Below are 20,509 nucleotides of genomic sequence, written 5' to 3'. Positions count from 1 at the left end.
CCGCGCGGCACCGGCTCGGGCAGGCGGCGAGCGGGGTGGAGCTATTCCTTGACCGCCCCCGAATTCGCCCCCTGCACGAAGTAGCGCTGGAAGCAGAAGAACAGCGCCGCTACCGGCAGGGTCGCCAGCAGGGCCGCCGCCAGCTTCAGCGGGTACTGCGTACCACCGCCCAGCCCGCCCGAGACAAACCGCGCGAGCCCGGTCGTCAGCGTCTCGTACTGGCCGGACTGCGTGGCCACCAGGAAGTGGGTGAACTCGTTCCACGAGCCCTGGAACGACAGGATCGTCAGGGTGATCAGCGCGGGCCGGGCCATCGGCAGCACCACCGACCAGAAGGTCCGGATCACCCCGGCGCCGTCCACCCGCGCGGCCTCCTCGACCTCCCGGGGGATCGATTCGAAGAACTGCTTCATGATGAAGATCCCGGCCGCGTCCACCATCAGCGGAAGGACCATGCCGGTGTAGGTGTCGAACAGCCCGAAGGTGTTCAGCACCAGGAACTTCGGGATCAGCAGCGCCACCCCGGGCACCGCCATCACCCCGAGGACGAAGCCGAACAGCAGCGAGCGGCCCCGGAAACGCAGTCGCGCCAGGGCGTACCCCGCCATCGAGTCGAACAGCACCCGTCCGGCGGTGACCAGGACCGCGACCAGGGTCGAGTTGCCCAGCCAACGCAGGAACGGCACCCCGTCCCCGGCCCGGCTCAGCCCGAACAGCCGCTGGTAGGCGGCGGTCGTCGGGGTGGTGGGCACCACTCCGAGGGGATGCGCCGCCGCATCCGGGTCCGTCTTGAACCCGGTCACCAGCTGGAGTGCGAACGGCAGCAGGTACATCAGCGCGACCCCCACCACCAGGGCGTATCCCAGCACCCGCAGCGGCAGCGGGAACCGGCCGAGCACCGGGCGCCCCCGCCGCGCCGGGGCGGAGGCCTTGGCCCTGGCCTTGGGGGCGGCCGTGGCCGTGGCGTTCATCGATTCCTCCCGGGGCGGGGACGGCGCTCCCGCAGCGCCCAGCGCTGCAGGGCGGTAATGAACAGGATCAGCGCGAGCAGGATGAAGGCGATGGCGGCGCCCTGTCCGAAGTCGGCGTCGTCGAAGGCCGTCGAGTACGACAGGAAGGCCGGCGTCAGCGTCGTGTTGCCCGGAGCGCCCTGGCCCATCACATACACCTGGTCGAAGACCTGCCAGGTGGCGATCGTTCCCAGGGTGAGGACGAGGAAGAGCACCGGCCGCAGCGCGGGCAGCATGATGTGGCGCAGCATCTGGCGGCGGTTCACGCCCTCGATGGCGGCCGCCTCCTCCAACTCGCGCGGGATGTCCTGGAGGGCCGCGAGGAAGATCAGCATGAAGGTGCCGGAGGTCGTCCACACGGCCAGCAGAATGATCGTGCACATCGCGACGGACGGACCGGACAGCCACTCGTACCAGGAAAGGCCCATGAAGGAGTGGTCGGCCAGCACACCCGTGGGGTGGTCGGGGTCGACGATCCCCAGACCGCCGAGCAGTGTCGACAGGACCCCGCGCGGGTCGGCGAACCAGTTGGGGCCCTTCACCCCGATCCAGGACAGCAGCGTGTTGACGGCACCACTGCCCTGGAAGAGGAAGAGGAAGACCGTGGAGACCGCGATCGAGCTGGTGACCGACGGGAAGAAGAACGTGGTGCGCAGGGCACCCCGGGCGCGCAGCAGCCGCTGGTTGACGATCAGCGCCAGCACCAGCGCGAGCCCGGTCTGCAGCGGCACGGTCAGCGCCACGTAGTAGACGTTGTTGCGCAGCGAGGTGGCGAAGAGGGTGCGGTCGAGGCCGTCCTCGGTGAGCAGCGCCCGGTAGTTGTCCAGGCCCACGAACTTCGCCTGTCCGGTGAACGGGTTGGATTGGCCGTTCCAGTCCAGCAGGCTGACCCACAGGGCCATCAGGATCGGCAGCATCAGGAACAGGCCGAGGATCAGCACCATGGGGCTGACGAACAGCCAGCCCCAGGTCGCTTCGCCGCGGCGGCGCCCCGCGGGCGGGGTGTTCGGGGTGCGGGGCGCCGCCTTGGGGCCGGACCCGCCGGGCGCGTCAGGTGCTCCCGGCGAACCGGCCGTACGGGGGTCCCCGCCGACGGGCCCGGGGGCCGGGCGGGGACCGGACGACGCGCCACGGGGGATGTGGCGCGCCGTGCGGGGGGTGGTGCGGAAGGGCATGGCGGCTCAGTCGCCCTTCGCGAGGGTCTGTTCGCCGTTGCGCTGCAGTTCGGCGAGGATCTTCTTCGGGTCCGTGGTGCGCAGCGACTGGAGTTGGGTGTTGAACTGGCTGAGCACCTTGTCGAACCCGGCGATGGTCACCGGGCCCTGCGCGTAGGCGCCTGCGTCGACCCATGCCTTGGCGTCCGGCGCCTGCTTCGCGTAGTCGGCGAGGGCGCTGGTGCGCGAGGGCATCACCCCGAATCCGTCGGCGAACTTCAGCTGCCGCTCACCGGAGCTGAGGTACTTCACCAGGTCCACGGCCGCCGACCGGTGGGCGCTCTCGGCGGCCACGCCCCAGCAGTTGCTGAAGGCCAGCGTGGCCTTCCCGGCCGGTCCCGCGGGCAGCGGGACCACCTTGTAGTTCACCTTCGGGTAGTCGAGCTTCATGCCGCCGGTCAGCCAGTTGCCCTCGATGGTCATGGCGGCCTTGCCCTTGCCGAGGGCCTCGCCGCCCCAGCTGGTGTCGACCTGCTTGGCGTACTTCATCGAGCCGGACCGCAGCAGCGACCTCACAAAGCCGAGCCCCTCGGCGTTCTTCGCGCTGTCCGCGGTCATCTTCGTCTGCCCGGTGTCGGTGATCCATCCGCCCGCCTGCTTCATGAAGACGCCGAGTCGCTGGTACTCGTCGCTGGTGACCAGGCCGGTGACCCCGTCGCCGGTGAGTTCGCCGGCGACCTTCCTCAGTTCGTCCCAGGAGGTGGGGTAGTCCTTCTCGGTCAGCCCCGCCTTCTGCCACAGGTCGGTGTTGATGGCGAGGGCGAGGGTGGAGGTGTCCTTGGGCAGGCACACCAGCTTCCCGTCGTAGGTGAAGGAGGTGCGCAGCGGCTCGGCGAAGTCGTCCGCGTCCTTGATCTTGTCGCCGTACGGGTACAGGGAGCCGCCCTTGGCGTAGTTCGCGAACTGGTCGGAGTTGACGTAGAAGACGTCCGGCGGCCGGTGCCCGGCGAAGGACTGGGCCAGCTGCTGGTTCATGTCCTTGGCGGCCTCGACGGTCACCTTGTTGCCGGACCGTTTCTCGTACGCGGCCGCGGCCTCCTTGACCGCCTTGGTCTCGGCGTCGCCCGAGGTGGCTATCAGGACCTTGAGGTGCTGTTCGGCGCCGGTGTCCTGCTTCGTCTCCTTGTCGTCGCCGAAGCTCGACGAGCAGCCGGTGGCGGCAAGGAGCGCCGCGCAGGTGACGAGGGCGGCGGTGGCCGTGCGGGGGGCCATGATTCCTCCGTGGATTCGGGATGGTACGTGCGGCTCGGGGGGGGTGGAGGAGAGGTGATGCCGGGGGCGCGGCGCCGCACGGCGCCAACGCGGCGGAGGGCCGGTGCTGCGAGCGCCGGTCGTCAGGGCGCCGGTGCGTCGGAATCCGGCGCCGGGGTGCTGTCGCGGACGACGAGGGACGGCTCCAGCAGGACGCGCTCCGGTGGCGCGGCCGGGTTGGCCATCCGGGCCAGCAGCAGCCGCACGCACTCCCTGCCGGCCGCCTCCAGCGGCTGGGCCACCGTGGACAGGGAGGGCGAGAGGATCCCGGCGGTCGGCGAGTCGTCGAAGCCGACCACGGCGATGTCCCGGCCCGGGGTCGCGTTCCGCTCGCGCAGCGCGTGGTAGCAGCCGAGCGCCAGCGTGTCGCTGGCCGCGACCACGGCCGTGACACCCGCGTCCAGTAAGGGCTTCACGGCGATACGGGCCGCCTCGACGTCCCCCGCGCTCTCCGCGCGCCGCCCTCGTGTCGGGAGCCCGTGCCGGCGCATGGCCCGCTGCCAGCCCGCGGCGCGGTCGTCACCGACGCCGGAGCCGCGCGGCCAGCCCAGGAAGGCGATCCCGCGGTGCCCGAGGGCGACCAGATGCTCCACGGCGGCGTCCGTGCCGGAGGCGCCGTCGACGTCGGCCCAATCACCGATCTGCCGCCCCGACCACATCCGGCCGAAGCCGACGAACGGTACACCCCGTTTGGCCAGCCACGCCTGGCGCGGATCCTGGCGGGCGGTGTTGCTGAGCACGAAGCCGTCGACGTCGTGCCGGCCGAGCAGTTCCTCGTACCCTTCCAGGCTCGGGCCGCCGGGCGGGCAGGCGAACAGCAGCATCCGGTAGCCGGCCTCGTCGGCGGCCTGCGACAGGGCGTGCAGAAAGCGGTCCATGACCGGGGCCGTGTCGCCGCCCGGAGTTGGCTGGATGCCGTAGCCGATCAGCTTGCTGGAGCGGGTGCGCAGGGTCTGCGCGGCACGGCTCGGACGGTAGCCCATCTCGTCGATCACCCCGCGGACCCGCTCCAGGGTCTCGGGGCGCAGCAGGTCCGGCGAGTTGATCGCGTTGGACACGGTCTGCGGGGAGACACCGGCCCGGCGGGCGACCATGGCAAGGGTCACCGGGCCGCCCTTGGGCGAGGGACTGGTGGTGGAGCGGGGCATACGGGTCTCCGGCGTACGAGGGTCTGAAGCCTGGTTCTACGAGCTTGATTTGAGCGTTCCAAAGGCATTGTCAGCGCTCTGAAGAGGCCGTTAGTGTCTTTGGATCGATCTAATGCTGAGAGGTTCTACTCCTTTGGACACCACTGTCAAGGCCCAGGACACCAACGGACCGGTCACGACCTCCACTTCGGCGGCCCCGGATCTGCAGCCGTTCCTGCACGACGCGGTCGTCACGCTGTACGCGCCGAGCTTTGTGATCTCGCGCGCGGACGGGCAGCTCAACGGGGGTGCGGACGGCTTCTACCACGGCGACGGCAGGGCGCTGTCCCATCTGACCGTCACGGTGGAGTCCATCGCCCTGGCGCCGGTGGGCGGCGGGCTCAGGGGAGCCGACCGGGCGGACTTCCGGGCGATCCTGCGGGGGCTCGGCGAGGTGACGCCCGACCCGGCGGTCGCCCTTGACCGCCGCCGGACCGTCGCCTCCGGGCGGTTGGAGGAGAGCTTCGAGGTCACCAACGCGGGCACCCAGCGGGTCGGCTTCCGGCTCACGGTCACGGCCGGTACGGACCTCGCCCCGATGGAACGGGTGAAGTCGGGCCACGCCCTGGACCCGGTGCCGGCCCGGGCCGGAGGCGCGGAGGGCACCGTGGACAGCGGTCTGGTGTGGTCCCGCGACGGATTCGCCGTACGCCTGGTCAGCGAGCCCGCGCCGGACACCCTGGCGGCGCCGGAGGGCCGGCTGTCGTACGACGTCGGACTGGACCCCGGCGCCTCATGGACGGTGACGCTGCGCTGCACGGCGGCGTACGCGGACGGCGACCAGTTCCCGGCCGCCCCGGCGGACGCCGTACCCTGGCGCGGCCCGGCCCTGCGCAGCGCGGACCGGCGCTTCGACCACTGGCTGGACCAGTCGGTCGCCGACGCGGACCGGCTGCGTCTGATGGACCCCCGGTCCGCGGAGGGGCGCACGGGCGGCGTCGACCAGTTCCTGGCCGCCGGAGCCCCGTGGTTCCTGACCCTCTTCGGCCGCGATTCGTTGTGGGCCGCCCGCATGCTGCTGCCGCTCGGCACCGAGCTCGCGGCCGGTACGCTGCGCACCCTCGCCCGCCGCCAGGGGGCGGTGGCCGACCCGGCCACGGAGGAACAGCCGGGGAAGATCCTGCACGAAGTGCGGCGCGGCACCCAGAACTTCACCGACACGTTCGCCGTCCCGCCGGTGTACTACGGCACGGTCGACGCGACCCCCCTGTGGATCACCCTGCTCCATGACGCCTGGCGCTGGGGTCTGGCCCCCGAGCAAGTGGAACAGCTGCTGCCGCACACCGAGTCGGCGCTCGCGTGGCTGCGCGACCAGGCGGACGCGGGCGGCGACGGCTTCCTCAGGTACGTCGACCGGACCGGACGGGGCCTGGCCAACCAGGGCTGGAAGGACTCCGGCGACGCCATCCGCCACCGCGACGGCCGGCTCGCCGACCCGCCGATCGCGCTGTGCGAGGTGCAGGCGTACGCGTACGAGGCGGCGCGGGGCGGAGCGGCGCTGCTGCGCGCCTTCGGGCGGCCGGGTGCGGACGCGTGGGAGGAATGGGCGGACGGGCTCGCCACCCGCTTCCGGAAGCGCTTCTGGGTGGAGGACGCGGCGGGCCCGTACCCGGCGGTCGCGCTGGACCGCGACGGCCGGCCGGTGGACTCGGTCACCTCGGGCTTCGGCCACCTTCTCGGGACGGGCCTGCTCAACCAGGAGGAGAGCGCGGTGCTGGCGTCCCGGCTGACCGGCCCCGACCTCGACTCGGGCCACGGTCTGCGCACCTTGAGCAGCGACTCGGTCGGCTTCAACCCGTACGGCTACCACATTGGTTCCATCTGGCCGCACGACACCGCGATCGCCGTGCACGGCCTGGTCAGGGCCGGGTTCCCGGACGCGGCGGCGCCGCTGGCGGCGGGCCTGCTGACGGCGTCTGCGGGGTTCGCCGGCCGCCTGCCCGAGCTCTTCGCAGGCCACGGCGGAGCGGCGGGCCCGCACCCCGCCCCCTACCCCGCGTCGTGTCGCCCGCAGGCCTGGGCGGCCGCTGCCTCGGTCCTGGTGCTGCGCTCGGCCCTCGGCCTGGACGCGGACGTCCCGGGCGGCACGGTCACGGTGGCCCCCGCCTTCGCCGCGGCGTACGCCCCGCTGACGGTGACGGGTCTCCAGGTCGGCGGGGCCGGGCTGGACATCACGCTGACGGCGGACGGAACGGTGAACGTGACGGCACCGGAGGGGCTGACGGTGGTCCCGGCCTGACGCGGCGCCGCGGTGCGTCGGCGACGCCGGAGCGCGCGAGGAGAGGGGCTGAAATTCCGGCCCGCCGCCCGGACTGATGAGAAGGAGCCATAACAGCGCGGCCACAATTGCGGTGTCGGCCGGAATATGCTGCCACAACCGATCCGTCAACTCCCCTCCAGGGATTTATCATTGTCCACAAAAATCGGTCGAACTTTCCACTAATCTTCCTGACTCATCAGCGCCAGCCGCCCGGTCCCGGGCGGGAGAGCACTCCACGGGGGAGGAGTTCGTGCATGAGGACTTGGGGTTCGAGAAGCTGCTCGGCGAGGAGGGTTTCTTCTCGCATCTGCTCGGGCGGTCACCGTCGGGCGCCGGCCGCGATCCGCTGTACGGCCCCGATCTGCCAGTGGTGCTGCTCACCGGTGGGCCCGGCATGGGCAAGGGACGGCTGTTGCACGCCGTGCAGGACCATTTCGCGACCAAAGTACCGGTAGTCCGTCTGGACTGCGGCTCCCCGGTGTACGCGCACCGGGCGGGACCGGAGCCGGGCGCCCGCTCGGCCGCGACCGAGGCCCTGGTCGAGATGGCCCGGCGGCTGTGCACCTGGCAGGGAACGGGCGGCTCGTTCGCCTTCCCCCGGCTCTTCGCGGGCCTCGCGGTGATCGCGACCGGCGCCGAGGGAGGCACCCCCGCGGCGGTCGCGACGGAAGTCGAACGGTACGAGGAGCTGCCCCAGAAGCGGCGCCTGCCCGGCCTGAGGACGGGTGACTTCTGGAAGGGCGTGATCTCCGGATCCCTCCAGAACCTCCTGACGGCCATGGCCGGGCAAGCGTTCGACCCGTACTCCGCGGCAGTGGGCAACGCGCTGCTGGAAGCCCTCTTCCAGTCCTTGGCGCCCCGGGGCAGGGTGGAACTGGAGCGGATCTACGGCGGCTATCCCGGCGCGGCCGGCCAGCCCATGCACGGGCTGAGCAATCTGGCCGCCGACTTCCAGGCCCGCGGCGAGGCACGGGGGCTGGCGGAGGGCTTCCTCTTCCGGGCGCTGCGCGAGGATCTGGAGGCGGCGTACGCCTCGGCGTCCGGCTGGCTGCGCCGGGTGGGTCGCCCGGCGCTGCTGCTGGACCACGCCGAGTCGTTGCTGGGGGAACGGCTGCTGCGCGCCGTGCTCACCGACCGCCGGGGCGGGCAGCGCGACCGCGTGGTGATCGTGGGCACGGCGCGCCGGGCGGACGGCGGCGCCTTCCTGCACGGCGGCCTGCCGCCGGAGGAGGTGGTGCCCCCGGCGGAGTTCCGTCCCTCTGACTGCGGCCCGCCCGAGTGGTCCCCGCGCCTGGGCGGAGGGTCGGAACGGGCTCCGCTGGCCGATGGGGTGCTACTGCTGCGGATGCCCTTCCTCACCGGGGACCAGCTGCGCCGGGAGACCGAGCGCAGACAGACGCGCGGGGAGCCGGAGGACGGCGCGAACCGCCGTCGCATCGACGCTGCCGTGGCGCGGCTGAGCGGCGGCCGGCCGCACACGGTGATCCGGCTGGCCGACGCTGCCGCCGCCTTCCGGATGTCGGCGGACGCCAACGACCGGGACCTGCTGGAGGCTCCGCTGCGGCTCCCCGGCGACGGCGCCCCCGAGCGGCCGGTGGTGGACGTGCTGCTCCAGGAACTGCTCATGGACCAGTTGCCGGTGGGGCTGCCGAGCGAGCACCGCGGCGAGTGGCTGGATCTGCTCACCCATCTGTCGGTGGCACACGACGAGGAATGCGCCGATGTCCTGCTGCGACACCATCAGTCCGGCCATGTGAACCGCCTCACCGCGCACCAGGTGTCGAAGCTGCTCACCGACACCGGATGGCCCAGTTGCGCACGGCACTTCGTGGGGGACTTCGGGCTGCGCCAGATGCTGGTGCACCGGCTGTACGGGCTGCGCCCCGACGGCGCCGCCTGGTACGCCGACCACCACCTCCTGCGGGACCATTACGCGGAACGGGCGGCAGACGGGAGAGCGCCGGACAGTGCGGCGTTCGGTTCGGTCATCGCACACCGTATGAACCACCATCTGGTGTCCGGCGGTACGGACGACGTGGCCGACCATCTGGCCGCCACGCTGCCCGGGCGCCCCCGGGAGTGGTGCGCGGAGCTGCTGGAAATCGCCCAGGCACCGTATCCGGGTGGCGCGGACGCCCGGCGGGAGCGCGCCCAGGGCCTGGTGACGCCGGAGGGACCCGCGCTGCGCCGCACCGTCGACCAGCTGCTGCACGCGGTGTGGCTGTGCGAGGAACGGACCAGGCCGACCGGGCAGGAGACGGCCCGCACACTGGCCAAGCTGCTGGAGCTTCTATCGATCATGGAGTTCGACGGGGCGGGACAGCTCGGCAAGGTGGCCACCCACTGGAACGGACTGGCGGCGAACGAGCAACCATTGCTGCGCTGTGCCTGCACCGAACAACTCGGGCGAAGGGGGTAACGGGGATGCCCAGGTGGAAGAAGATGCTCTACGTGCTGCTGGCCGCGGGCGCGGTCACGGTATGTGTCTGGCTCGCGCTGTACTTCATCCAGAAGCCGGACACCTGCGCCGACGGGGTCGAGCGGACCGGCGGCGAGTGCGTCGGCGTCAACGGCGAGGGCTACGATTTCGGCACACCGGAGATCCATGACGTCTCCCGGGCCATCGCACGCGAGAACAAGAGGATCGACGGCCAGCCGCATGTCACCGTGGCGGTGATGCTGCCACTCCAGTCGGACAAGGTCGCGCAGCGTCGGCAGATGCGCAGCGACCTCCAAGGGGCGTATCTGGGGCAGCGGCAGGCCAACGAGGGCGAGGGCGAACCGCCGAGGATCCGGCTGGTGCTGGCCAACCCCGGACGGGCGTACAAGCAGCAGGAGAAGGTCGTGGACACCCTGCTGCGGATGGCCGACTCGCCCAAGGACCGGCTACGCGCGGTCACGGGCTTCAACCTCAGCCTCGATGACACGCGAGCGGCGGTCCAGCGCCTGACGGAGCACAAGGTCCCGGTCCTCGCCTCGCGGATCAGCGGAGACGAGATCGCGAACGAGGACCGGACGGACGGGACGGCCGATCTGCCGTTCCCCGGCCTGGCCCGGTTGATCCCCACCAACCACGACGCGGCCCAGGCACTGGCCAACTTCAGCGGCGAACGGGGCCGGGAGAACCAGAGGACGGTGCTGGTCTACGACAAGCGCAGCGACGCCTACAACGAGTCGCTGGCGAAGGCGTTCAGCGGCATCGACGAGAAGGGCCCGCCCGGTCCCGCCGCGATGCCCTTCGAATCCCCGGCCATCGACGAGCCCGGCTCGACCGGCAACCAGTTCACCCGGACGGCCAACAACATATGCGACTCCGGTGCCAGCACCATCTACTTCGCGGGCCGCACGCTGCACCTGCGGATCTTCGCGCTCAAGCTCGCCCAGGTGGACTGCCAGAACCGGCACTACACGATCGTCAGCGGTTCCGACGCGGCCTCGCTGAGGCAGGACATGACGGAGAAGGACTGGCAACAGCTGCGCGGCGCGGACGGCAAGGCGAAGGTGACGGTGGAGTACGCCGCCCCCGCGCACCCGGACGCCTGGAGTACCGAGCTGGCCGACTGGAAGCGGGAGTGGCGAGCCCACCACGACCGCGAGCCCACCAAGACGGAACTCCCCCAGTACCTCACCGAGCCGAGGGCGGCCCTGGACACCCTGAAGAAACGCGTCGGGACAACACACGAGGAGGGCATCGACCTCGGCTCCGCCCCGAACCTGGAGGACTCCCGGACGATGCTCGTGTACGACGGCCTCATCACCATCGGAAAGGCGCTGCACCAGGCGCAGGAGGGAGGCGCCGGGGCGGTGCCCAGCCGTGAGGACGTCGGTGCTCAGTGGTCGCTGCTCCAGTCCCGGCACCGGGTGCGCGGTACGAGCGGCCTGATCTGCCTGACCAGCAGCGGGAACGCATACGACAAACCCGTCGCGGTGGTCCAGCTGGATCCGGGCCGGGAAGGCCGCGGCAAGCTGAAGTTCGTCGGTCTGGGCTGGCCCACCGGCCGGGAACAGCCGAAGAACTGTGTGATTCCCAGCCGCGTTCCCTGAACAGCGCGGCGCGCCGCGGACGGCGGCCGGGATGTCATGGGGCGGCGTGCAGCGGCGCGGCCCATTCCAAGAGGGTGCCGTTCGGCTCGTTCGGGCGGAGGGAGAACGAGCCGCCCAGCTCCTCGGCGCGTCGCTGGAGGTTGGCCAGGCCGCTTCGGCGGGTGACGGCCGGGTCGATGCCGCGGCCGTCGTCCGCTACCTTCAGCCGCAGCACCGTGACCCTCCAGCAGTTCGGCAGGGGTGCACACGCGGTTACGGCGCCGGGCGCGTGCCATTGGCCGGTCGAGGGCGCCGGGGCGGGGGCCGGCTGTGGTCCGTGGGCCTGCTTCCTGCCGCCGGGCGGTCGGGGCGTCTCAGCCCTCGCCGTGGGGCAGCCACAGGTCGGGGCCGAAGACCTCGTAGCGGATGTGGCACGCGGGGACACCGGCCCGGCGCAGCAGGGCCCGGACGGCGCGCATGAAGGGGAGCGGACCGCATAGGTACACATCGGCGTCGGCGGACAGGTCCAGGCCGTCGAAGTCCATCAGGCCCGTGCGCGCACCGGCTTCCCCGGCCGCGTCCCGTTCGTACCAGAACTCCGCTCGCGCGTCGGGAAGCTGGGCCACGAGACGGCGGGTGTCGGCGCGCAGGGCGTGGTCGGCCGGGGCGTGGTCGGCGTGCAGGACACGGACCGGACGGGCCGAACCGGTGGCGGCGAGGTGTTCGAGCATGCCGACCATGGGGTTGCAGCCGATGCCTGCGGACACCAGCACGAGCGGGGTGTCGCGGTCATCGAGGACCACGTCTCCGAACGGGGCCGACAGGGTGAGTTCGACGCCGGTCCGGACGGTGCGGTGCAGTTGGCCGGACACCTCGCCCTCGGGGGCGCCCGCCACGCCCGCCACGCGCTTGACGGTGATGCGCCGCAGCCGGTCGCCGGGGGCGCCGGACAGGCTGTACTGGCGGGTCTGGTGGATTCCGTCGGGCATGAGCACCCGGACACTGACGTACTGACCGGCGCGGGCAGCGGGCAGCGGGCCGTCATCAGCCGGGCGCAGCAGGAAGGATGCCACGTTGGCGGTCTCCTCCCGCCGCTCCACGACGGTCCACTGACGCCACGGGTACCGCGGGTCGACCTGGGCTTCCTGGTAGAGGCGGGCCTCCTGGGCCATGAGGGCACCGGCCATCAGCCAGTACACCTCGTCCCAGGCGGAGGCGACCTCAGCGGTGACGGCATCGCCCAGCACATCGCCGATGGCCTGGAAGAGGTACTTGTGGACGATCGTGTACTGGTCCTCGGTGACGCCGAGTGCGGCGTGCTTGTGGGCGATCCGGGACAGCAGCGCGTCGGGACGGGCGTCGGGGTCGGCCGGCAGCGCCTGGGCAAAGGCCGCGATCGACCCCGCCAGGGCCTTGCGCTGCTCGCCGCTGGCCTGGTTGCCGCGGTTGAACAGTCCGTCCAGCAGCTCGGGCCGCTCGGCGAACATGGTGCCGTAGAAATGCGCCGTGATCTCGTCCAGGGCCTCGCTGACAACGGGCAGGGTGGCTCGAATGACAGCGGCCGATTCAAGCGAAAGCATGGCTCTCCTCTGTGCGGGCACGTAGGGGGACGGCGCTCACCGCCACAGCCGGGGTCCGTCGTGTGGAGCGCAGCGGTACATCGATCGTTCCGGTGGCGACGTGCCCCCGAATAGGGCCGAACTTCCTTGCTGCCAGGGCCCGTCGGGCCGGACGGAGGTGAGGCCCGTCGCTGCTGTGCTCAACGCGGCGAGAGAGGAAGATCCACCCCCGAGGGACATGCGCGGCGCTCCGCCCGCACAAGGGCCGACCGGCCCTTTCCTCGTTCCGCTCGGCTCTGGCGAGCCGCCCCCGGGCCCGGAGACGATCAAGCAGACCAGTGGGCAGTGGGAAGGAAGGACAGCCGGGGATGATCGCTGTCGTGGGGCATCCCGATCTCAGCACGTCGACGCTCGTGCTGGTGGAGGACGAACTGCGTGCGCGGCTGGCCGAGTTCGCCCGGGTGGGCAGAGCCGGTCTGGTCCGCGCCGGGAAGGGGTTGCCGACGGCGTTTGGGAGAGCCGCCCGTAAGGCCGGGCTGGCCCTGGTGACGGTCCTGCCGTCGCGGAACGGCGTGCCCACGCAGTTGGCCGAGCTCGACCGCAGGGCCGCCGGCGAACTGCTGCTGTCGGAGCGCGTGCGGCTGGTGGAGTACGACCCCGGCGACCGCGGCTCGTGCGTGACCGCGGACGAGAGCTTGCTGCGCCACTGCGCCCGCGTGCTCGCGGTATGGGACGGCTCGCCGTCCAACGGCCGGGACGTCACGGCGCATCTGGTGGCCTACGCGCGCAGTCACGGGGCCGATGTTGAGGTGATCTGGCCGCGAGGGGCCAGGCACGGGACCGCTGGCCGGGAACCGTCATGACCGTTCGGCCTCTTCCCCCCCCATACCGGGCGCCCGTATGGTCGAGCTGGGCCGCAAGGAACCTCGCGCCGCGGGGGTGGCATGGGGAGGCCACGGCGACAACACCCGTGCTGGCCTGCGAATTCGACGCCACGGCGGTCCGCGCCATGTGCCGGGACGACCCGGCTCTCGGCCAGGCCGTCTGGACCTCTACGCCCCGTCCGGCGCCGGCAGCGCCGTCTGAGCCGGCGGAATGCGCCCGAGGGTGCCCTCGATGGCGGTGGCGGCGGTGCGGAGCCGCCGGGCCGCGTCATCGAGGCGGTTGATCATCCGTGATGTGGGGCCGGATACGTTGATCACGCCGACCAGCTCACCGGCCGGTGTACGCACCGGAACTCCGACCGAGGTCAGGCCGATCTCGACCTCTTCGCTCGCCATGCTGTAGCCACGGTCACGTTCGATCCGCAGGCGTTCGAGAACGTCCTCGATGGTCCGGGGCGCGGACAGCCCCGACATGGGAGTCGTCAGATCCGCCGCGACGAGCTCCGCCACGAGATCGTCGTCGGTGTCGAAGAGCAGGGCCCGGCCGGAGGCCGTGCAGTGCAGAGGTGAGCTGCGGCCGACCCATCCACCGGCCCGGAGGGACTGGTTCGACTCTTCGCGCAGTACGGTCAACGACCGGTTGCCGCGTTGCACGGACAGCAGCGCCACCTCACCGGTGCGTGCGACGAGCGCGCGCAGCACGGGTCTGGCCGCCCGCAGGAGTGAGCCGTCTCCGGCACCGGCGGCCAGGACCAGCATGTTCCAGCTCAGGCGGTAGCGCTTGGTGTGGCTGTCCTGCTCGACGAGACCGCCGCGGCCGAGTGCCTGGAGCATGCGGGAGACCTGGCTGCGTTCACGGCCGACGGCTCTGGCCAGGTCGCTGACGGAGTGATCCCCGGTGGTGCCGCGGCGCCCGAAGGCCAGCAGGAGCGCGGCCACGCGTTCGGCTGCCGAGTCCATACCCGCCACCTTCCACTTGTTGTTGCCACAGCAACATACGGTCATCGCTTTTCTATCCCACCTGCCACGATGCCACAAGGTTGTTGCTGAGAGAGCATCGTCCCTGTTCAGGCCGCATATCGGTGCCTAGGGTGACGCGCACCGCAGACGCGGTAATGGAACCCTCTCCCCGAAGAACGGAGCAGTTTGTGAGCACCGGCATCCATCCGGATTCGACGTGGGCGCCCCTGTACGGAGCGCAGACCGAGCTGGCCATGGACAACTTCCCGTCCCGTGGCCGCACCTTCGGCGACTTCCCGCCCCTGGTGCGCGGATACGCCCAGGTGAAGCTGGCCGCGGCGCGCGCCAACCAGGCCCTCGGTGTGCTGGACGAACAGCGCTGCGACGCCATCACCAAGGCGTGTCAGGAGATCCTCGACGGCGAGCACGCCGACCACTTCCCCACCGCGCTGGTGCACGGTGGCGGCGGGACCACCGCCAACATGAACGTCAATGAGGTGATCGCGGCACGCGCCGGTGAGCTGGCCGGATCCATGGTCCATCCCAATGACCATGTGAACGCGTCCCAGTCCACCAACGACACCTATCCGACCGCCATGGCGCTCGCGCTGCTGAGCCAGGCCGACGCGCCGGTGGCCGCTCTGAACCGGCTCGCGGACGCCTTGGAGTCGAAGGCGGCCGAGTTCGAGACGACTCCTCGCCTGGGCCGTACATGTCTCCAGGACGCGGTCACGCTGACCGCCGGTGACACCCACCGGGCACAGGCGGCGGCCGTCCGCCGTACGACCGGCATCCTCGATGCGGCCACCCATGCTCTGACCACCGTTCCGATCGGAGCGACGGCGGTGGGTACCGGGATCGGCGCGCCCGCCCGCTTCGCGGAACGCTGCGCCGGGGAACTGGCGCGGCTCACGGGGCTGCCCATCAGCGCGTCCGGGAACCCGTACGACAGCCTGGCGCATTTCGATCCCTACGCCCGGATCGCCTCGGCGGGCGCGCGGGCGGCGATCACCATGGCGAAGATCGCCGCCGATGTCCGGCTGCTGTCCTCCGGGCCGCGGGGCGGGTTCGGCGAGCTGACGATCCCGGCGGTCCAGGCCGGATCCTCCATCATGCCGGCCAAGGTCAATCCGGTGATACCGGAGTATGTGATGCAGCTCAGCTATCGCGTCAGGGGAAGCGCCCACACCGTTGAGTGCGCCGTCGCCGCCGGTGAACTCGAACTCAACGTCATGGAACCGGTGATCCTCGACGCCCTGAGCAACATCTTCGACGACCTGGCCGCGGCCGCCACGACCTTCACCGAGCGCTGCGTCCTCGGTCTGGACTGGAACGGCCCCCACCGCGAGCGCAACCTCGCCGGGGCGCTCGACCGGTGGGTCGAGATGGCGGCGACCCGCGGCTACGAGCCGGCCACCGCCGAACTGCGGGCGGGCGGAAGCGATGGAGGAACGGCACGATGACCACTCCCCTCTCCCCCACCCAGCCCGCGTCCATCGCCTACGACGACGCCCCGCTCACGCGTTTCCACATCAGGATCGCCGTCGCCGGGACGGGCGGCCAGTTCAGCGACGGGTTCATCCTCGGCATCATCGGCATCGTCATCGCCGCGGCCGGCGACACCCTCGGGCTCACTCCGCTGTGGACCGGCGCGCTGGGCGCGGCGACCCTGACCGGCCTGTTCGCCGGTGCCATCGCCGTGGGCCCGGTCGCGGACCGGATCGGCCGCAGATGGATCTTCGGCTGGGACATGCTCTTCTTCGCCGTTCTGTCGCTCCTTCAGTTCTTCGTGCAGACCCCCGGACAGCTTCTGACCCTGCGGCTGCTCCTCGGACTCGTGCTCGGCGCCGACTACGTCGTGAGCAAGTCCCTCGTCACCGAGCACTCACCGCGCAAGTTCCGCGGCCGCCTCATGAGTCTGCTGGCCGTCGCCTGGGCCGCCGGTTACGTCTTCGCGTATCTCATCGGTTTCCTGCTGACCGGACACGGGGACGACGCCTGGCGGTACATGCTCGCCATCAGCGCCCTCCCGGCCCTGCTCGTCTTCGGCTTCCGCCTGGGAGTGCCCGAGTCCCCGCTCTGGCTCGCCAGGCATCAGCGGAACGCCGAAGCCGCCGATGTCGTCCGCCGCCACCTCGGCCCGGGTGTCCTTCCACCCACCGCTCCCCCGCTGAGCCGACACCGCGGCCTCACGGCCCTCTTCGGACCCGCCTACCGCAGGCGGACCGCCGTGGGCGCACTCTTCTACGTCTGTCAGGTCATCCCCTTCTTCGCGCTCGGCACCTTCTCCTCCCAGGTGATGGAGGCCCTCGGCGTCACCAGCAAGATGGGCGCCGGAGCTCTCTACAACGTGTTCCTGCTCATCGGGGCCGTGGTCGGCCTGATGCTGATCGACCGCATCAGCCGCCGCCGGTTCCTGGTGGGAACCTTCTTCATCGGCGCGGCACTGCTCACCGTGCTCATCCTGTTCGCCGACGCGGGCGCGTCCGCCATCGTCGTCATCGGACTGTTCGCCGCCTTCGCCTTCCTCATGTCGGCCGCGGTGAACCTGGAGTTCGTCTACCCACCGGAGCTGTTCCCCACCGATCTGCGGGCCTCGGGCGTGGGCATCGCGACGGCCGCCAGCCGGCTCGGATCGGCCGCCAGCACCTTCCTGCTCCCCGTCGTCGAGGCGGGCCACGGCATCAACACCGCCCTCGTCGGATGCGTGGTGATTCTCCTCGTCGGCGGACTGGTCTGCTGGGTGTGGGCACCGGAGACCAGCACGGAGTCGCTGCTCGACACCGACCTCGCCTCGACGTCCGGGCAGCGGCCCTCGGCGTGAGCGCGCCGGTCACATGGCGCCGAGGAAGGGCACCTCGCGGGTGGCGGCGGTCACCGGGGGCCGCTGCGAAGACCGCCGCCTCCCTGGTCCACGCGGCGGCCTGCTCGCTGAGGGAGAGGCCGAGCCCACCACGGTTCGGGAGGACCATGCGGCCGTCCCTCAGCTCGAGGCGCTCGTTGAACATCGGCTCCAGCCACTCGAAGTGCTCCACCCAGGCCGTGCGCGGATAGGCGGCGGACAGATGGAGGTGGATCTCCATCACGAAGTGCGGTGCCAGGGCACGGCCGTTGTAGTCCGCGAGGGCGGAGATCCGCAGGAACGGGGTGATGCCGCCCACCCGCGGCGCGTCGGGCTGTACGAAGTCGGAGGAGCCCGCCTCGATGAGCGCCGCGTGCTCGCCGACGCTGGTCAGCATCTCACCGGTGGCGACCGGGGTGTCCAGCGTCGCCGCGAGCGCGGCATGCCCCTCGGCGTCGTAGGCGTCGAGAGGTTCCTCGATCCAGGTGAGGTTGAACCTCTCCAGCACCCGGCCGGCACGGGTGGCGGTGATCCGGTCCCACTGCTGGTTGGCGTCGACCATCAGCGGAACGCCGTCGCCGAGGTGTTCGCGGACCGCCTCGACCCGCTTGAGGTCGACGGCCGGGTCCGGTGAGCCGACCTTGAGTTTGATGCCGCCGACGCCGCGGGCCCGGGCGAGGTCGATGTTCTCCAGCACGCGGGATCCGGCAGCCGTGCCTGGTGGGGCTCTCCCCCGTCGGCGACGGCTTCCGCGGGTTCGTGGGAGAGGCGTTCACCATGCGCTTCATCCCCTCCCGCGAGGACATCGACCCGGTGGGCGACCCCTACCGGACCGGAAACGTCCTTCAGTGGGAGGCGGTCGAGAGCGTCGGACCCCGCCAGGTGCTCGTCGTCGACAGCCGCAACGACACCTCGGCGGCGTCGGCCGGCGACATGCTCCTGACCCGGGCCATGAAGCGCGGCGCGGCCGACTTCGTCACCGACGGGGCGTTCCGGGACGGCGCCGCGATCGCCGCACTCGGCTTTCCGGCCTACGCCCGTGCCACCACGGCCACCACCAGGCCGGCCGCCTTCCACGTGGCCGACCTCAACGCGCCCATCGCCTGCGCGAATGTCGCGGTCCACCCCGGAGACATCCTCGTGGGCGACCGCGACGGGGTCATCGTCGTGCCCCGGTCCCTCGCCGCCGGGATAGCCCGGCCCTCCGTCGAGCAGGAGCGGCTGGAGGCATGGCTGCACCAGCGGGTGCGGGACGGGGAACCGCTGTGGGGCACCTACCCGCCCAGCGCCGAGACGCTGCGGGCATACGAGGCGTGGCGGTCCGCCCACCAGGAACACCAGAACCAGGAGGCCCGTGCATGAGCTCCTTCGCCGATCTCCCCCACGCCTGGGCTTCATGCGCTGGCTCGCCGTCAGCGATCCCGGTCACCCCGAGCGGCAGATCCTGCTGGAGAAGCCGGGCGCCCCGGCGATGTCGGAGGAGACGGCGGAGCAGGTCCGTGAGCTGGTGACCAGGGGGGTGATGGGCGGCTGGCTGATCTTGACCACCCCCGACTGCCGCAAGACCTACGAGACCCTGCTGGCGCAAGGCGTGGAGTTCACCGAGGAACCCACTGAGCGCCCGTACGGGATCGACTGCGGCCTGCGTGACCCGTTCGGCAACCGCATCCGCTTCACTCAACCGGCTGCCTGAGACTCTCCGGCGGGCCACGGTCGCACACCGTCCTCCGCTCGCGGCGCGCTCTTCTCCGCCGTGTGCCCCCGCAGGGCCGTCACCACCAGCAGCGCCGAGAACACGGCGGCCGAGCCGCACACCACGAAGCCGATCGCGTAGCCGTGGCCGAGGGCGTCGAGGGCGTGTGCGCGGGCCGCGCCCGGCGGGGAGGTGGCGGGGACGGAGTTCAGGGCGAGGGGGCCGCCCTCCCTCAGCACGTCGTGCGCCGCCGCCTTCGACTCCGCGGTCAGGGACGACGAGGTGGCCAGCGACGAGGTCACCCGGGACGTCGCCTGGCTCAGTGCGACGGCGCCGATGACCGCGGGGCCGAGGGTGAAGCCGAAGTCGCGCAGCAGGTTGGTGGCCGCGCTGGCCATGCCCGCGAGCGGCAGCGGCACCGTGTTGACCGCGGTCGCGGTGATGGACGACACCGTGAAGGCGAAGCCGATGCCGACCAGGCCGAGCGGCAGGATCAGCGAGGCCAGGCTCCGGTCGCCGACGTCGAGCCCGGCGGCCAGGAAGTCGCCCACGGCGATCAGTGCCAGCCCGGAGGTGAGCAGCGCCCGTGCGGGCAGCCGGTTCAGCAGCCGGGAGGTCAGCGGGGTGAGCACCGGGGTGATGCCGTTGAGCAGCAGGAACGCGAAGGCGGTGCGCATCGGGCTCTGGTGCTGGATGGGGCCGAGCCGGATGCTCGCCGCGTAGGCCGTGCCCAGGAAGCTGAACATGCCCACCACCGCGACGACCGACGCGATCGCGAAGGAACGGTTGCGGAACAGATCCAGGCGCAGGAGGGGCGAGCGGGCCCGGCACTCCGCGGCCACGAACAGGCCCAGGAACACCGCGGCGATCACGAACGCCACGACCACGGGGGTCGATCCCCAGCCGTCGGCCGGCCCCTGGATGACGGCGTACAGCAGGGCGAACAGACCGACGCCGATGGTGACCTGGCCGCCGATGTCGAGTGAACGTCCCTCTGGGGCCCGGGAGTTGGCGGCGAGCCACAGGCTCACCAGGGCGCTGACCGCGGCCAGCACGGCGACCACCACGAACGCCGAGCGCCACGAGCCGTAGGTGCCGGTGATGCCGCCGAGCAGCGGCGCGAGGAAGCCGCCCGCGGACAGACTGGAGGCCCAGAGGGCGATGACGCGGGCCCGCTGGGCACCGGTGTGCGTACCGGCCGCGATCATGGCGAGCGAGGTGGGGAAGAGCGCGGCGGCGCCGAGACCGGCCAGCGCCTGCCCCGCCCACAGCTGATGGATGCCGGACGCGCTCGCGGCGACGACCTCGCCCGCGCACACCAGCGCGGCCCCGCCGACGAGCAGCCGTTTGCGGCCGAAGAGGTCGCCCAGCACGCCGAAGGAGAGTTCGAGGACGGTGACGGGCAACAGGAACGCGTCGGAGATCCAGGTGAGTTGGGCGCCGACGGGGTGGAGGTGTTCCTGGAACAGGCCATTGAGGGTGGCCGGTATCGCGAGGCCGATCTGGGCGAGGCAGACGGCGAGACAGCCGGCGACGAGCGTACCCAGCGGGAGACGCGGGACCGGGGATGCGGAAGGGGATGCGGACGGAGAAGAGGCGGATGCGTCGGACATGCGAGGGTCCCAA

At 71.4% G+C, this 20,509-nt stretch carries 16 protein-coding genes and 1 pseudogene; 8 read left to right on the top strand and 9 right to left on the bottom strand.

The annotated features are described in order from the left end of the window. Positions 1 to 41: 41 nt before the first annotated feature. The 4 genes from LIV37_RS49495 to LIV37_RS49480 form a co-directional block, all read right to left on the bottom strand. A complete protein-coding gene (locus tag LIV37_RS49495; RefSeq protein WP_020874620.1) occupies positions 42 to 971 on the bottom strand; it encodes a carbohydrate ABC transporter permease in 930 nt (309 codons plus the stop codon). Continuing rightward, positions 968 to 2,185, bottom strand: a complete 1,218-nt coding sequence (locus LIV37_RS49490; RefSeq protein WP_020874619.1) for an ABC transporter permease subunit — start codon at positions 2,183 to 2,185, stop codon at positions 968 to 970. The genes LIV37_RS49495 and LIV37_RS49490 overlap by 4 nt, the downstream gene beginning before the upstream one ends. A gap of 6 nt (positions 2,186 to 2,191) precedes the next feature. Further along, positions 2,192 to 3,436: a sugar ABC transporter substrate-binding protein gene (locus LIV37_RS49485; protein WP_020874618.1), complete on the bottom strand. Its 1,245-nt coding sequence runs from the start codon at positions 3,434 to 3,436 to the stop codon at positions 2,192 to 2,194. Between the two features lie 122 nt (positions 3,437 to 3,558). Continuing rightward, a complete protein-coding gene (locus LIV37_RS49480; RefSeq protein ID WP_020874617.1) occupies positions 3,559 to 4,623 on the bottom strand; it encodes a LacI family DNA-binding transcriptional regulator in 1,065 nt (354 codons plus the stop codon). Between the two features lie 133 nt (positions 4,624 to 4,756). Between LIV37_RS49480 and LIV37_RS49475 the strand changes: the two genes are divergently transcribed. The 3 genes from LIV37_RS49475 to LIV37_RS49465 all read left to right on the top strand — a co-directional run bounded on the left by LIV37_RS49475 (position 4,757) and on the right by LIV37_RS49465 (position 10,966). Then, entirely contained in the window at positions 4,757 to 6,901 is a 2,145-nt protein-coding gene (locus LIV37_RS49475; protein WP_020874616.1) for an amylo-alpha-1,6-glucosidase, read from the top strand. Between the two features lie 271 nt (positions 6,902 to 7,172). Next, the gene (locus LIV37_RS49470) at positions 7,173 to 9,341 is read left to right on the top strand and encodes a hypothetical protein (protein ID WP_020874615.1); all 2,169 of its coding nucleotides are present in this window, start codon (positions 7,173 to 7,175) and stop codon (positions 9,339 to 9,341) included. Positions 9,342 to 9,346: 5 nt separating this feature from the next. Then, entirely contained in the window at positions 9,347 to 10,966 is a 1,620-nt protein-coding gene (locus LIV37_RS49465; protein ID WP_243146514.1) for an ABC transporter substrate-binding protein, read from the top strand. Positions 10,967 to 11,000: 34 nt separating this feature from the next. On the opposite strand, the gene LIV37_RS49460 is transcribed toward LIV37_RS49465, so the two are convergent. Together LIV37_RS49460 and LIV37_RS49455 are read right to left on the bottom strand one after the other, a co-directional pair. Next, positions 11,001 to 11,180 (bottom strand): sensor histidine kinase, encoded by a 180-nt coding sequence (locus LIV37_RS49460; RefSeq protein WP_020874613.1) that lies wholly within the window; start codon positions 11,178 to 11,180, stop codon positions 11,001 to 11,003. 139 nt (positions 11,181 to 11,319) lie between these two features. Continuing rightward, positions 11,320 to 12,525, bottom strand: coding sequence for a globin domain-containing protein (locus LIV37_RS49455; RefSeq protein ID WP_020874612.1), 1,206 nt, complete (start codon positions 12,523 to 12,525; stop codon positions 11,320 to 11,322). Between the two features lie 347 nt (positions 12,526 to 12,872). On the opposite strand from LIV37_RS49455, the gene LIV37_RS49450 reads away from it, so the two are divergent. After that, on the top strand, positions 12,873 to 13,367 hold the full coding sequence (locus LIV37_RS49450; RefSeq protein WP_020874611.1) for a hypothetical protein: 495 nt from the start codon (positions 12,873 to 12,875) through the stop codon (positions 13,365 to 13,367). Between the two features lie 189 nt (positions 13,368 to 13,556). Here LIV37_RS49450 and LIV37_RS49440 read toward each other — a convergent pair whose 3' ends face one another. Then, complete coding sequence (locus LIV37_RS49440) at positions 13,557 to 14,348, bottom strand: IclR family transcriptional regulator (protein WP_020874610.1); 792 nt, start codon at positions 14,346 to 14,348, stop codon at positions 13,557 to 13,559. Between the two features lie 188 nt (positions 14,349 to 14,536). On the opposite strand from LIV37_RS49440, the gene LIV37_RS49435 reads away from it, so the two are divergent. Continuing rightward, a complete protein-coding gene (locus tag LIV37_RS49435) occupies positions 14,537 to 15,811 on the top strand; it encodes a lyase family protein (RefSeq protein WP_020874609.1) in 1,275 nt (424 codons plus the stop codon). After that, a complete protein-coding gene (locus LIV37_RS49430; protein WP_020874608.1) occupies positions 15,808 to 17,172 on the top strand; it encodes an MFS transporter in 1,365 nt (454 codons plus the stop codon). Before LIV37_RS49435 ends, LIV37_RS49430 begins: the two co-directional genes overlap by 4 nt. 112 nt (positions 17,173 to 17,284) lie before the next feature. Here LIV37_RS49430 and LIV37_RS49425 read toward each other — a convergent pair. Then, positions 17,285 to 17,887 (bottom strand): annotated as a pseudogene (locus LIV37_RS49425) (enolase C-terminal domain-like protein); the annotation flags it as partial. A gap of 23 nt (positions 17,888 to 17,910) precedes the next feature. Here LIV37_RS49425 and LIV37_RS49420 point away from each other — a divergent pair. Together LIV37_RS49420 and LIV37_RS49415 are read left to right on the top strand one after the other, a co-directional pair. After that, entirely contained in the window at positions 17,911 to 18,552 is a 642-nt protein-coding gene (locus tag LIV37_RS49420) for an RraA family protein (protein ID WP_020874606.1), read from the top strand. 34 nt (positions 18,553 to 18,586) lie between these two features. Next, positions 18,587 to 18,883, top strand: a complete 297-nt coding sequence (locus LIV37_RS49415; protein ID WP_020874605.1) for a VOC family protein — start codon at positions 18,587 to 18,589, stop codon at positions 18,881 to 18,883. Here the strand turns inward: LIV37_RS49415 and LIV37_RS49410 are convergent. Beyond that, positions 18,868 to 20,496, bottom strand: coding sequence for an MFS transporter (locus tag LIV37_RS49410; RefSeq protein WP_020874604.1), 1,629 nt, complete (start codon positions 20,494 to 20,496; stop codon positions 18,868 to 18,870). The two genes, LIV37_RS49415 and LIV37_RS49410, sit on opposite strands and share 16 nt — an antisense overlap. Positions 20,497 to 20,509 lie beyond the last annotated feature (13 nt).

The organism is Streptomyces rapamycinicus NRRL 5491 (assembly GCF_024298965.1).
Lineage (GTDB): Bacteria > Actinomycetota > Actinomycetes > Streptomycetales > Streptomycetaceae > Streptomyces > Streptomyces rapamycinicus.
This window is presented reverse-complemented; position numbering and strand designations above follow the sequence as displayed.

Bases quoted from the DNA above. Each gene is read 5' to 3' on its own strand.
- LIV37_RS49465 (WP_243146514.1), top strand. From the start codon at position 9,347: ATGCCCAGGTGGAAGAAGATGCTCTACGTGCTGCTGGCCGCGGGCGCG.
- LIV37_RS49440 (WP_020874610.1), bottom strand. From the start codon at position 14,348: ATGGACTCGGCAGCCGAACGCGTGGCCGCGCTCCTGCTGGCCTTCGGG.
- LIV37_RS49450 (WP_020874611.1), top strand. From the start codon at position 12,873: ATGATCGCTGTCGTGGGGCATCCCGATCTCAGCACGTCGACGCTCGTG.
- LIV37_RS49480 (WP_020874617.1), bottom strand. From the start codon at position 4,623: ATGCCCCGCTCCACCACCAGTCCCTCGCCCAAGGGCGGCCCGGTGACC.
- LIV37_RS49485 (WP_020874618.1), bottom strand. From the start codon at position 3,436: ATGGCCCCCCGCACGGCCACCGCCGCCCTCGTCACCTGCGCGGCGCTC.
- LIV37_RS49430 (WP_020874608.1), top strand. From the start codon at position 15,808: ATGACCACTCCCCTCTCCCCCACCCAGCCCGCGTCCATCGCCTACGAC.
- LIV37_RS49490 (WP_020874619.1), bottom strand. From the start codon at position 2,185: ATGCCCTTCCGCACCACCCCCCGCACGGCGCGCCACATCCCCCGTGGC.
- LIV37_RS49410 (WP_020874604.1), bottom strand. From the start codon at position 20,496: ATGTCCGACGCATCCGCCTCTTCTCCGTCCGCATCCCCTTCCGCATCC.
- LIV37_RS49495 (WP_020874620.1), bottom strand. From the start codon at position 971: ATGAACGCCACGGCCACGGCCGCCCCCAAGGCCAGGGCCAAGGCCTCC.
- LIV37_RS49415 (WP_020874605.1), top strand. From the start codon at position 18,587: ATGCGCTGGCTCGCCGTCAGCGATCCCGGTCACCCCGAGCGGCAGATC.
- LIV37_RS49455 (WP_020874612.1), bottom strand. From the start codon at position 12,525: ATGCTTTCGCTTGAATCGGCCGCTGTCATTCGAGCCACCCTGCCCGTT.